Annotated in this window: 11 protein-coding genes; 6 read left to right on the top strand and 5 right to left on the bottom strand. The window is 41.4% G+C overall.

Annotated elements, in window-relative coordinates:
- The first annotated feature begins 7 nt into the window (after positions 1 to 7).
- From N6H18_RS11990 to N6H18_RS11980, 3 genes are all read left to right on the top strand, one after another.
- A complete protein-coding gene (locus N6H18_RS11990; protein WP_262308515.1) occupies positions 8 to 3,031 on the top strand; it encodes an ATP-binding cassette domain-containing protein in 3,024 nt (1,007 codons plus the stop codon).
- Between the two features lie 11 nt (positions 3,032 to 3,042).
- On the top strand, positions 3,043 to 3,801 hold the full coding sequence (locus N6H18_RS11985; RefSeq protein WP_262308514.1) for a YdcF family protein: 759 nt from the start codon (positions 3,043 to 3,045) through the stop codon (positions 3,799 to 3,801).
- 336 nt (positions 3,802 to 4,137) lie between these two features.
- A complete protein-coding gene (locus tag N6H18_RS11980) occupies positions 4,138 to 4,320 on the top strand; it encodes a hypothetical protein (RefSeq protein ID WP_262308513.1) in 183 nt (60 codons plus the stop codon).
- A gap of 11 nt (positions 4,321 to 4,331) precedes the next feature.
- Here N6H18_RS11980 and N6H18_RS11975 read toward each other — a convergent pair whose 3' ends face one another.
- The 3 genes from N6H18_RS11975 to N6H18_RS11965 all read right to left on the bottom strand — a co-directional run bounded on the left by N6H18_RS11975 (position 4,332) and on the right by N6H18_RS11965 (position 6,106).
- Complete coding sequence (locus N6H18_RS11975) at positions 4,332 to 4,880, bottom strand: NUDIX domain-containing protein (protein ID WP_262308512.1); 549 nt, start codon at positions 4,878 to 4,880, stop codon at positions 4,332 to 4,334.
- A 57-nt stretch (positions 4,881 to 4,937) separates the two neighbouring features.
- Positions 4,938 to 5,513 carry a TIGR00645 family protein gene (locus tag N6H18_RS11970; RefSeq protein ID WP_262308511.1) on the bottom strand — a complete coding sequence of 192 codons (576 nt, stop codon included), beginning with the start codon at positions 5,511 to 5,513 and terminating at the stop codon, positions 4,938 to 4,940.
- 197 nt (positions 5,514 to 5,710) lie between these two features.
- Positions 5,711 to 6,106: an RDD family protein gene (locus N6H18_RS11965; RefSeq protein ID WP_262308510.1), complete on the bottom strand. Its 396-nt coding sequence runs from the start codon at positions 6,104 to 6,106 to the stop codon at positions 5,711 to 5,713.
- A 102-nt stretch (positions 6,107 to 6,208) separates the two neighbouring features.
- On the opposite strand from N6H18_RS11965, the gene N6H18_RS11960 reads away from it, so the two are divergent.
- From N6H18_RS11960 to N6H18_RS11950, 3 genes are all read left to right on the top strand, one after another.
- Complete coding sequence (locus N6H18_RS11960; protein WP_262308509.1) at positions 6,209 to 6,820, top strand: SRPBCC family protein; 612 nt, start codon at positions 6,209 to 6,211, stop codon at positions 6,818 to 6,820.
- 244 nt (positions 6,821 to 7,064) lie between these two features.
- Complete coding sequence (locus tag N6H18_RS11955; RefSeq protein WP_262308508.1) at positions 7,065 to 7,772, top strand: TylF/MycF family methyltransferase; 708 nt, start codon at positions 7,065 to 7,067, stop codon at positions 7,770 to 7,772.
- Positions 7,773 to 7,792: 20 nt separating this feature from the next.
- Complete coding sequence (locus N6H18_RS11950) at positions 7,793 to 8,746, top strand: polysaccharide pyruvyl transferase family protein (protein ID WP_262308507.1); 954 nt, start codon at positions 7,793 to 7,795, stop codon at positions 8,744 to 8,746.
- On the opposite strand, the gene N6H18_RS11945 is transcribed toward N6H18_RS11950, so the two are convergent.
- Both N6H18_RS11945 and N6H18_RS11940 read right to left on the bottom strand, forming a co-directional pair.
- Complete coding sequence (locus N6H18_RS11945; protein WP_262308506.1) at positions 8,747 to 9,991, bottom strand: glycosyltransferase; 1,245 nt, start codon at positions 9,989 to 9,991, stop codon at positions 8,747 to 8,749. It abuts the gene before it with no gap.
- Positions 9,992 to 10,032: 41 nt separating this feature from the next.
- Entirely contained in the window at positions 10,033 to 12,471 is a 2,439-nt protein-coding gene (locus tag N6H18_RS11940) for a YfhO family protein (RefSeq protein ID WP_262308505.1), read from the bottom strand.
- Positions 12,472 to 12,527: the final 56 nt, after the last annotated feature.

The following is a 12,527-nucleotide window of genomic DNA, read 5'->3' as shown; positions in this document are numbered from 1 at the left end:
TAAACCCATGAGTGAACAACTACTAAGAGCCATCATTCATCTATTAGCTATCGTAGCAAAAGAAGATGACGTGACCGAAGATGAAAGAAGAGCCATCCATGAATTCCTATTGGAAAACCTCAACAAAGACGACTCTGCCAGGTACTTGAAGTTGTTTGATGAAATGACGACCAACATGGCCAATGGTCGCAATGTCACTTTCAGTGAAGAAAAAGAAATCAGCATACTGGCTCAGCAAGTCAACCAAGAATTGACACAACAACAAAAAATTGTGGTGATTCTCAAGGTCATCGAACTGATAGTGGCAGATGGGGAAGTATCAGATAGAGAAACCATCATACTCAACCAAATAGGCGAAGCGTTTCACTTTACAGCAGATTTGATTGCCGACATCAAAGCCTTTGTCATGAGTCGTGACAGACGTGCATTGGACTATGATCACATCCTCATCATAGATGAGGGAACCAAAGAGGGGCTCACTCATGCCAAGCATTTGCAAAGAGAGAGTTTGCCTGATTTGATTGCATTCTACAGAGTCACCAATCTAGATATTTATTTTGCCAAATACATAGGACAAGACCACTTGACCTACAATGGTGCCCCTTTCAGAGAAAATAAAATCATCGTCTTCTCTGCTGGCAGCTCTATCAGAGGTCCTAAAATCAAACCGGTTTTCTACAGTGACATCATTTCTCATTATAGAAAAGAAACCAATGAAACCAAAATATCCTTCGTCGCAGAGAAAGTAGAATTCGCATTCCCCAATGGCCATCTAGGACTCAGGGGAATAGACATTGCCGAAAGCTCTGGCAAGCTCATCGGATTGATGGGAGGCAGTGGCGCAGGCAAATCTACACTACTCAATGTACTCAATGGAAACGATACACCTTCATCTGGGTCAGTTCGTATCAATGGAATTGATATTCATAAGGATAAAGACAAAATCGAAGGTATCATCGGCTATGTACCACAAGATGACCTATTGATCGAGGAACTCACGGTCTACGAAAATCTCTATTTTGCGGCGCAATTGTGCTTCAAAGACCAAAATGCGCAACAGCTCAACGAACTGGTAGAAGGCACGCTCTCATCATTGGGATTGATGGCTACCAAAAACCTAAAGGTCGGCTCTGTGATGGAAAAAACCATCAGCGGTGGTCAAAGAAAACGCTTAAATATTGGTTTGGAATTGCTAAGAGAACCATCGGTAATGTTCGTAGATGAACCTACTTCTGGGCTTTCGTCACGAGATTCCGAAAACATCATGGATCTACTCAAAGAATTGTCTCTGAGGGGAAAAATGATCTTTGTGGTCATTCACCAACCCTCTTCTGAGATTTTCAAGATGTTTGACAAACTGGTCATCTTGGATGTGGGAGGTTATCAAATTTATTATGGCAATCCAGTTGAGGGTGTGATCTATTTCAAAAATATCGTCAAGTTGATTGACAAAGATGGAGGATCCTGTATCGAATGTGGCAATGTGAATTCCGAACAAATTTTCAACATCATCGAAACCAAAATAGTAGATGAATATGGACAACTGACTGACACTCGAAAATTGAGCCCCAAGGATTGGAACATGCTCTTCAATGTCAAAATAAAAATCCCCCCCGTAGAAGAAGCTACTGACAAACCTGAAAAAACACTCAAAATACCCAACAAGATCAAGCAACTATTGATCTTTTCTAAACGAGATTTATCTGCAAAACTAAGCAACAAGCAATACTTATTTATCAATCTACTCGAAGCTCCCGTATTGGCGGGATTGTTGGCTTTTATCATTCGTTACTCTACCGCTGATCAGGATTATTCCTTCAGTCAGAATCCTAACATCCCTGCTTTCTTTTTTATGTCCATTATTGTGGCGCTATTCATGGGACTGACAGTCAGTGCCGAGGAGATATTCAAGGATAGAAAAATCCTCAAGCGAGAATCCTTTCTCAACCTGAGTCGATACAGCTATTTGATTTCCAAAATGCTGATCCTCTTTACACTTTCTGCTGTTCAGACTTTGATGTTCGTATTGATAGGTGATTTGATTTTAGAGATCAAAGGAATGACTTTCTCTTTTTGGTTAGTCCTATTTTCTATCTCATGCTTTGCCAACATCCTAGGACTCAACATCTCTTCTGCCTTCAATTCCGCAGTGACTATTTATATTCTGATTCCTCTGCTAATCATCCCTCAGTTGATACTCAGCGGTGTGGTGGTGGATTTTGATAAACTAAATCCTGTGCTGAGTAATTCGAGCAAAGTACCTGTCATCGGTGAAATGATGGCTTCCAAATGGGGATATGAGGCTCTGGTAGTGGATCAGTTTAAGAACAACGCATATGAAAGAAACTTTTTTGAGTACGACCAAGTCTTAGCCAATTCAGAATTTAAAACCATCTATTTATACCCCAACGTACAAAACTCCATTGATTTTGCAATCAAACATTATCAATCCACCAATCCAGAAATCCAAAAAGACGCTGCTACAGCACTTCGATTGGTTCAAAACACCTTGGCTCAAGAGATAAAATCTAATCACGTGCCAGATGGAAAATACACGGTACTCTCTGAATTGACCCTAGACAAATTCAATCAAAATGTATATGATGAAACAGTTAAATTCATCAAGATCATGAAGCATGTGCAGAACGGCAAGATGAAAGCTGCGTCAAATGAAAGAGATCAGCTCGCACAGTCCATGTCTGACACACCAGAAAAATCAAAAGAATTGCTCAAACTGCGTGATGAGCATGAAAATGAGGCCATTTCATTTTTCTTAAAAAACACAACCACCAAAAATCGACTGTTGATAACAGAAGATGAAATGATTCAAAAAATCTACCCCATCTACAACAATCCTGTACCTAGTAGCGCATGGGATATACGGTCACATTTCTATGCTCCTCAAAAGCACTTTTTAGGAGAATATTATGAGACTTTAGGGTTCAACGTGATTATCATTTGGATCATGTCACTATTTCTCTTCATAGCATTGTATTTTGATTGGATGAAAAAACTGGTCAGGAGTTTCTGAGGATAGCTACTATGTTTTTTATCGCATCCAAAATCCTCTACTGGCTGATCATGCCTATCAATATGATCGTGCTACTTCTGCTTGCTTCTCTCGTGGTGAAGCAATCAAAAGCCAAAAAATTGCTGCGCTACGCAGGTATTGGGTTACTCCTATTCTTTTCCAATCCCCTCATTGCGAGATGGACGATGAATCTCTGGGAACCAGATGCCGTACCATACAACGCTTTGTCATCGGATTACGATTGGGGGATTGTACTTGCTGGCATCACAGAACCCAACCGTCCACCTTTTGACCGGGTACATTTCAACAAAGGTGCAGACCGCATCATCCATGCCATAGAAATGTACAAACTGGGGAAAGTTAAAAAAATATTGGTCTCAGGAGGATCTGGCATTCTGACTTTCGAAGGAAAAAAAGAAAGTCACGCCCTGAGAGATTTTGCATTGCTCTGCGGCGTAAAACCAGAGGATGTTCAGATCGAAGATCAATCTCGAAACACCCATGAAAATGCCCTTTTCTCCCAAAAAGCACTGGGTAATCAAACCCATTGTATCCTATTCACCTCTGCCTTTCACACAAAGCGAGCTGCTTCATGCTTTGAAAAAACAGGGATGCCAGTAGATATTTTCCCAACTGACTACTATGGGGGACCTTTGCAAGCAACCCCAGACGATCTACTTATTCCGAAACTATACAGTTTGCAACTCTGGTCGATTCTGATCAAGGAATGGGTGGGATTGGTGACATACAAGATAGTTGGGTACATCTAGCTATATGTCACACACAATATGCTAATTTTCTTTGCTTAATTTAATCCAACAAAACCGTTCGTCTAGGTCATTCATCTCTCAGTTTGACTGGCCTTGATATGTACGCTATGCGACATTGGTAGCATCCAAAAGGACTAAGTAATCCAAACATTTGATATTGGTACAACTTTTGTCAAATCCCAATCATTGCAACTCAAAAGACCATCATTCAACTCATCTATACTATGTGGCGGTAAGTCAAAAGTATCATCGAAGCTATTTCATATACTCTAGACTCATACTCATCTAAAAACCCCATAAAGTACTGTATAGCATATTAACTAAAACAAGAAGGAAATGATCTATTTGTGGCACAATAGCGAGAAGAAGGAGATAAAAATGGGACATAGAGATATGTTGAAAGAGGAATACAAAACACATGACCAGCAGGATATTTCTGTACTCCATATTCTAGATTACTCAGAAGTCAATTTGGCTAAGAAAATCATTTCACAATTCCAAAACACCATGAACTTCTAAATCATGTACGCTCAAAGTTGACCAGATGACAGCATCATATTGGCTTTGAGCAGTCCCGCCATACTCAAGCTATCTGTTATTTCCCCTGACATCACCATCTCGACGGCAGTTGTCAAGGGAATTTTTTTGATAGCCAGGTCTTCCGTTTCGTCAAATTCTGTAGAACCGAAAGTCAAGTCTCTGGCCACAAAGATGAATCCCTCTTCATCCGTTACGGAATTAGAAGTATGAATTCTAGCAATTCTGATCCATTCCTTAGCAGTCAGCCCTGTTTCCTCTTTGAGCTCTCGTTTGGCAGCATCCAAGACATCTTCATGCAAAGGTCCTCCCCCCATAGGAATCTCCCACGAGTATTCATCCAACGTGTAGCGATACTGTCCTACCAACCAAGTATTTCCTTCTTCATCGATGGGGATAATGGCAATAGCTTTGTTCTTAAAATGAACCTTTCCATAAATCCCCTTTCCTCCTCGGGGATTAATCACCTCATGCTCCTCTACATGAATCCATGGATTTGAATATATTTCTCTGCTATTGAGTTTAGTCCAAGGGTTTCTCATATTCAGTCAAAAAAAAAGGCACCTAAAGGCGCCTTGAATGTATATATTTTCAAAGTCTTAATGTTCTTCTATTATTTCCAATGGCTTTGGTCCATGATGACCATACGAGTGGATTGTTTTTTCTGTCACAGCCAATAGCAAAGCAGAGAAAATGAACACCATGTGAATCACAATCTCTATGATAATCCCCTCAGCTCCTGCTTTGTCTGCTGCCTCTCGATAATCGACAAAGGTTTTCAACAATTGAACCCCAGAGATAGAAGCCAAAGAAGTCGCCAATTTGATCTTCAACATACCAGCATCCAGACCTTCTAACCATAGAGGCTTGTCATCGTGCATATCTACGTCTATTCTACTGGTAAAAATCGAATAACCTCCAATCGCAACCATGACGACAAGGTTCATCACCATTGTAATATCTACTAAACTCAATAAACCCAACATCACAGCTGTCTCTGGCTTGTCAAAAAGATCATGATACATGTGAGCCAATTCTTGGAAGAATTTACCCAAATAAAGGAAGGCTCCTACGATCAAACCTCCGTACATAGGTGCTTGTACCCATCTACTCCAAAATATGATCCCCTCAAACGTATTTTCGAACCAACCAAACGCTTTAACCTTTCGTGCCATAATTTCTTAATTGCAGATTATCTGTTTTCAATATAAGGCTAAAATTAAGACTAATTTTCATTTTTCAACACATGTAGCCTTCAATTTTATATTTTGATTCTGTTAACTCAATTTTGAAACAAGATTTTGAGAATCATGAAACAAACTGGGGAGAAAATAAAAACCTTAGAATTGACACAACTATTTGGTTTATGAACTCAATTTCTAATTAGCACCTTGGTCTTTGCGATCATATCATGCAAGCCCTTTCGGTCTTTGCGAAAGTAAATCATAAAAAAACCAATGAACAACACTGCCAAGGACAGAAATTTGGCAACTATTCGCAGCAGTGCCTGTCCAAAGCCGATGGGAGCTCCATGTTCGTCTGTCACTACCAATTGGGCGTAGCGCTTGCCCAATGTCCCCTGCCATGAAGAACTCTCCATCAAAGCATGATACAAAGATACCAAGGCTACCGCCAATGGATAAAAAAATTCATTCTGAGGAATAAATAGTGAAACTGGCCAAATCACGAGCAACATCACTGTGATGTCTAGATTGTAGGCAAACAGTCTTTTGGAAAAACCAGCACGCTGATGATCTGATAAAAGCATAAATGTATGGTTGACTCGGGATCCGCTGATTGGATAAGATTTCAAATTTATTGATTGAAAAGATCATATTCTCTATCTTCATCCAAACAAAATCTACACCTGATGAAAATACTGAAGATTATTATTCAAACAATCGTGATCTTGACACTGTTGATAGCTATCGTAGGTTGGTTTCTACCCCGTGAGGTAGAAGTCTACCGAGAAACCACCATCCATGCTCCCATGGAACAAGTCTATGCTGTAGTCAATGATATGACTCAAATGAACAGTTGGTCTCCTTGGCACAAAATAGATCCCGATGGCACCACCTACACCTTCGAAGGACCAGCAGCTGGTATAGGATCAAAAATGAATTGGGCGAGCGAACACAAAGAGGTGGGCACGGGCAGTCAAGAGATCATAGAAACCAGATTTCCTTCTTATGTCAAAACCAAAATGATGTTTGGAGGCTTTGACGCACCTAGTTACGCTACCTTCATTCTCAATGAATTTGAAGGAAATACTGAAGTAAAATGGGTGTTTGAAACAGACTACGGATCCAATCCGTTTTTTCACTACTTTTCTTTATTTATGGATAGCATGTTGGGATCTACATTTGAAGAAGGCCTAGCCAATCTCAAACAAACCGTAGAATCCATGCCCATAGAAGCCGAAGAGCTAGACATGTCGATAGACAAGGATTCGATAGCTGTAGACAGTACTCAGACTATGTAGACACGATAATAGGAGAAATACCCTTCTCCTAGTTCTCTTTCCTCCTTTATAACAAGATTACTAGGAATCTTAGCTTCATAGGAGTGTCGAAATCATCTGGCACGATTACTTCATTTCTTATCCCCGTCCACGCTAAAAAGTTTACATTTTTATAAAATATGAATAACTGGATAGCATAACTTGCGGTCGATCAGAAAAAAGGTTGCTTTCTAAAAATGAAACGGCCAAGCGGAAATCAGAGTCAATGAAAAATCCTTTTGTGCAAAAAATAAAAGAATCCTTCCAGTTGCTATCCAACATGGATGGATGGAAAATCATCAAACTAAAACTCACCTATCTCAGAATAGGCGCTCTCAACAATCTCAGAGATGCCGTAATCCAGCTAGACAAAAAAAACATCCCCGGTCTATTCATCGAAACAGGTTGTGCGTTGGGTGGTAGCACCATTCAGATTGGCTTGGTCAAACAAAAAGAACGCAAATTCAAAGCCTACGATGTGTTTGGCATGATCCCTCCTCCGTCTGAGCGGGATGATCAAGACATCATCGAACGATTCGATACGATCAAAGAAGGGAAATCCAAAGGCATCAGAGGCGATGAGTATTATGGCTACAAAAAGGACTTGAAGCAGGTCGTGGTAAACAATCTCGCTACCTTCGGGCTATCACCTGATCAGGACAATATCGAACTGGTCGAAGGATTGTATGAAAACACCCTCCGTATCAATGAACCTGTTGCATTCGCGCATATAGACTGTGATTGGTATGATTCTGTCATGACCTGCCTCAATCAAATAGTACCACACCTGGTTCCGCAGGGCATATTGGTCATTGACGATTATTATGATTGGTCAGGATGTCGAAAAGCCATTGATGACTATTTCAGAGACAAAAAAAGCGATTTCACCTTCGCAGAAAAAAACAGCAAACTCATCATCACCAAAAACAGCTAAACCAAGTATTATCCCGATTTATGAAAAAGGCAGTCCTTCTATACAAGAAAAGCAAAAATATTGGTGATGACATTCAAGGTTTGGCTGCTTTGACCCTGCTCAACGACCCTGAAACAGTCATTCTCGACCGAGAAAACCTCTCTCAACCCGAAGAAACAGAAGACTTAAAATTGCTATGCAATGGATGGTTCATGGATTATGCTGAAAATTGGCCTCCAGCCAAAAATGTGCATCCTTATTTCATCTCCTTTCATGTGGCCAAATACCCCAAAATCAGAAAACTGATGCTGGATCCCAAGCTGGTGCCCTACTACCAACAATTCGAACCAATCGGCTGTAGGGATCACGAGACGGTCACTTTGTTCAACAACATTGGGATAAACACCTACTTTTCAGGCTGTCTCACACTCACCTTGCCCAAGAGCGAAAAAAAACGATCCAACGACATCATCATCACCGATCTGTTCATCAACGACATACTCACTGGCGACTATGCAAAAAAAGTCTCCTACAAATTGATCCCTGAAAAATACCACAAATATGTCAAACTGAGAACCCATGTGAGACCGCATGGAAATGTCTCTGTAGCGGATAGATTAAAAGATTCTCAAGCATTGCTGGATGAATATGCGCAGGCCAAATTGGTGGTCACTTCTAGAATCCACTGTGCTTTGCCTTGTTTGGCATTGGGTACGCCAGTTTACTTTTTAGACTTTGGCTATGTAAGAAAATCCAACAGAGACAGGTTTGATGGTATTTTGGATTTAATGCATGTGGTGAGACCTACGATCCCCTTTCACGAAAACACCAGACTAGAAAAAATAGTTAAGTTTTTCGGACTGCACCGACTGTTTTTTCCTTTCATCAAAAAACTAAAGATTGATTGGGAGAACCCGCTGCAAAACCCAACGGAGTATCAACAAATAGCCGATAAAATAAAGAAGAGAGTTTCAGATGAATTTGGACTTAACTGATCATAGCTGGTCTGAAATCATGGATTGCAGTACGCTAACAAAGTGCTCATAATTGTAGTCAGATCTAAAAGCTGATTCCCAATACGCTCTTGCGCTAGCTTTTAACCCAAGATCGGGTGTACTATCAGGAGCAAACCTGAGCAATTGGGTTGCAACCTCTTGAGGCAGTACATTTTGATCCAAAAGAACACCCGTATGATTGTTGACTATTTCGTCTACCCCACCGACATCTGTGGCAACTATCGGGATACCACACCCCAACACCTCCATCATAGAAACAGGCAACCCCTCACTGCTACTGAGGTTCACAAAAACATCTACGTAGTTGCTTTGGTAATATGCGATGACCGATGAATTGTCTATACTACCCAAAAAGGTCCATTTGACATGGTCGGGCAATAGTCTTTCTCCTAGTTGCTGTACCTCCTGACGAAACTCCCCATCGCCAATATGCGTCCATTCGATGGGCTTGTCATACCTATCTGCCATTTGGGCTATACTGTTTAGAATCAGATCGACACGTTTCTGCTTCATGAAACTGGAGCAAGAAACCACCCTAAACACACCGTCTCTGGAGTTTAGTGTGGTAAATCTGCCATCCTTCACTCCGAGGCGTGACAAAGTCACCTTGTCTTCTCCCAAAGCATATTTAGAATGTAAATATTGCTCACCATGTTTGGAGATAGGAAAGACCTGATCAATGCTATCAAACATTGTTTTCCGAAAGGGAAAATAGGGTCTATTATAAGGCTCCTCATACAAATCATAGCGATGTGCTCTTGAAACCAATGTAAGCGGATGTTCTGTCTTGAGACTACCGAGTCCATAGGTAAACGACTCAAGCCAATAAGTGTAAAAAATGGTGTGAGAATCAAAATGCTTTGTTTCGTACCAAAGCTTGATTACATCACGAATGATGCGGTAATAAATCAACAGTTTGAGTGATTTGAAATGAAACCGTACCTGTTTATTGTGACGCAGCTCACGATGGATGACTTTATCCCAACTGAGTCGTTTGGACACAGAAAAAACCATCCCAAGGCCAGAGGGTATCCGCTCAGAAAAACTCGCATCGACCTCTACCTGATCTGGTATTGGTCTAAGCGTCCCAACCGCATCTCTAGGCACAATGACAACCCTTTGGAAACTTTGCAGCAAAACTGGCAGCTCCGATTCCAAAAAAGCTTCCCCTTTGCCGTATGGAAAACTCAAAGTAAATAAAACAACTGTATTCTGTCTACTCATACATGGAGCACGCTATCAAGCTGCCATTGTTAATCTTACATTTACTGTCTTCTGACACTCACCACCACATATGCCACACAGCTTAGTACCAAAATCACATTAAAAATCCAAGTAACAGTGTTGCCAGTGTAATATGATTGGGGTCTGAACTCGAAAACAATCTCGTGGCTACCCGAAGGAACTTTCAAAGCCCTCAGCACATAATTGGCGCGCAAGATTTCTGATGCTTGTCCGTCGATGGTCGCTGACCAGCCCTTCGGATAATAAATCTCTGAAAAGACCACCAATCCTGACTGATCCGAATTGGATTGATACGTCAATTTGTTAGGAGCATAAGAAGTGAGGTTCACCTGTGCTGTCGAGTCATAACCCAATTCTCCCAGCACGAACTCTTCGACATTGACGACAGCTTCCAACTTGCTATCAATGGACGCCATTGCCATCAATTCATCGTCTGTATTATTGACCTCCACAACATCCCTTACAAACCATGCATTGCCATTGGCAGCTGGATTAGGGATCACGGCATTGGCCGTTTCACCTGCTTTTAGGTATTTGGTATTGAGCATATTCAGCACCTCTGCATCTTTGAAGTCAAATTCACCTGCTTGCAAATTTTCAATGACTCCTGCGATCTCTGGTGAAATTGACGCTTCGATCAGGTCTTGATACCTTCTCATCTTGGCTCCATGGTAGCCACCGACAGATTTGTGAAAATATGAAGTTTCCGCATCATTGAATGGATTCATGAGATTGAGTACTCTGTAATTAGGATCTGTATCCTTCAGTATTCTTTTGTCTGCATCTGACGCAATAAAATCACTTCTTGTTGCTGCGACAAAATTATCACCATTGAGATAGCGCTTGTCCACTCCAAACATATCGATCAATACCAATGCAATAATCAGTGTGTAAGCCAGGGGCTTGGATAGTTTATTCTTGGCAAAGAACCATATCACTGCTGCAGCAGCCAACACAAAAAATAGCGACCTAAAAGCATCCACTCTCAACAATGAAGCCCTATCTGCTCTCAAAGCATCCAAGAACCAAGCGGGGTAAGAAGCCAACCGCTCATCAATCGCTCCTCGATACGAACCCATTCCTGCCAACACTGCAGCCAACAGTGCAAAACCTCCTACGATCCCTATGGCAATCATGAATTTCTTCTGCAAGGTCTTGTCCCAAGTGCTGGACAACACTTTTTCCAATCCGACAAACCCAGACAAGATCATTGAAAACACTGCGATGATAATCACAAAGGTCACGGATCTAAACTTGTTGTAACCTGGTAAATAATCGAAAACCAAGTAATTGAAGCTCTCGAAATTCTTGCCCCAACTCAAAACAATAGAGACCAAAACCAACACCCAAAGCCACATCGTGTATTTTCGATCCAAAACCAAAAGACTCAATACAAACAAAAATACCACGATCGCTCCTGCGTAATAAGGTGCTGTCAATGGCTGGTCTCCCCAATAGGCAGGGGCTGCTTGCACTTGTTGTTGGATTTGCTGGCGGTTAGCTCCTTGTTTTTTCAAGGCTTGTTCTAGGTTGGAATTCTTTCCCAAGTTCTGTTGCGAGGTACCACCAAAGAAATTGGGAATGAACATTACCAATGGCTCAAAAATACCATTGCTGTATTGAAAGGCATAATCCTTTTCCAACCCACTTTTTGCATCTACCCCATCTACAGTCAGCTCAGATTTGCCACGCATGGTATAAGTTCCGTATTCGATAGTAGTCCAGAGTTTGCCAAAGTTGGCGCCCACAGCAATGAGTACAGCTGCGACCAGTACACTCACAGTCTTGGCAAACTCAGGAAGTGTTTTAGCTTTGATACTTTGAATCAATTCAAACAAGCCATACACCAGCACCATCAACAGCAGGTAATATGTGATCTGCAAGTGATTGACTCTGAGCTGTAGTGCCAAACCCAAAGCGGTCAAGATAAACCCTAAAAATTTTCTATTCGTGAATGCAGCATGAACACCTGCCAATACCAATGGCATGTAGGCCACAGCAGATACTTTTGCATTGTGTCCCGCTCCGATCGAAATAATATTGAAAGAAGTCAAGCCAAAGGCCAAGGCTCCTGCTATAGCGATCCATGATCTGACACCAAAGGATAGCAACATGATGTAGCAGGATATAAATGCCACCAATATAATACCCGTAGGATGTGGCAAATAGAGCGAAAGCAAGCGCTGGATATTCTTGGTCAACTCGCCAGAAAACTCCACATTGACTAAATAACCTGGCATACCCCCAAACATGGAATTGGTCCAAAGCCCCTCCTCTCCTGTCTGTTCACGATGAGCAGCGAGTTCCTGTGCGCTACCTTTCCACTGTAGGATATCATGCTGCGGCAGCTCCTTGTTCTCAAAAAATACCGGTGAGTAAAATACAACTGTGACGATCAAAAAAACGAATACAGCGATCAGATGAGGGTATAAATCCTTTTTGGGTTCAAAATTCTTCATGGACTGAATAGGAATTGAAATTTTTCAGGTCGTAATATTATACAAATTGAGGCTGA

Origin of the sequence: Reichenbachiella agarivorans (assembly GCF_025502585.1) — a bacterium.
Lineage (GTDB): Bacteria > Bacteroidota > Bacteroidia > Cytophagales > Cyclobacteriaceae > Reichenbachiella > Reichenbachiella agarivorans.
This window is presented reverse-complemented; position numbering and strand designations above follow the sequence as displayed.

Coding starts and splice junctions, on each gene's coding strand:
- N6H18_RS11990 (WP_262308515.1), top strand. CDS start 8: ATGAGTGAACAACTACTAAGAGCCATCATTCATCTATTAGCTATCGTA.
- N6H18_RS11985 (WP_262308514.1), top strand. CDS start 3,043: ATGTTTTTTATCGCATCCAAAATCCTCTACTGGCTGATCATGCCTATC.
- N6H18_RS11980 (WP_262308513.1), top strand. CDS start 4,138: ATGATCTATTTGTGGCACAATAGCGAGAAGAAGGAGATAAAAATGGGA.
- N6H18_RS11975 (WP_262308512.1), bottom strand. CDS start 4,880: ATGAGAAACCCTTGGACTAAACTCAATAGCAGAGAAATATATTCAAAT.
- N6H18_RS11970 (WP_262308511.1), bottom strand. CDS start 5,513: ATGGCACGAAAGGTTAAAGCGTTTGGTTGGTTCGAAAATACGTTTGAG.
- N6H18_RS11965 (WP_262308510.1), bottom strand. CDS start 6,106: ATGCTTTTATCAGATCATCAGCGTGCTGGTTTTTCCAAAAGACTGTTT.
- N6H18_RS11960 (WP_262308509.1), top strand. CDS start 6,209: ATGAAAATACTGAAGATTATTATTCAAACAATCGTGATCTTGACACTG.
- N6H18_RS11955 (WP_262308508.1), top strand. CDS start 7,065: ATGAAAAATCCTTTTGTGCAAAAAATAAAAGAATCCTTCCAGTTGCTA.
- N6H18_RS11950 (WP_262308507.1), top strand. CDS start 7,793: ATGAAAAAGGCAGTCCTTCTATACAAGAAAAGCAAAAATATTGGTGAT.
- N6H18_RS11945 (WP_262308506.1), bottom strand. CDS start 9,991: ATGAGTAGACAGAATACAGTTGTTTTATTTACTTTGAGTTTTCCATAC.
- N6H18_RS11940 (WP_262308505.1), bottom strand. CDS start 12,471: ATGAAGAATTTTGAACCCAAAAAGGATTTATACCCTCATCTGATCGCT.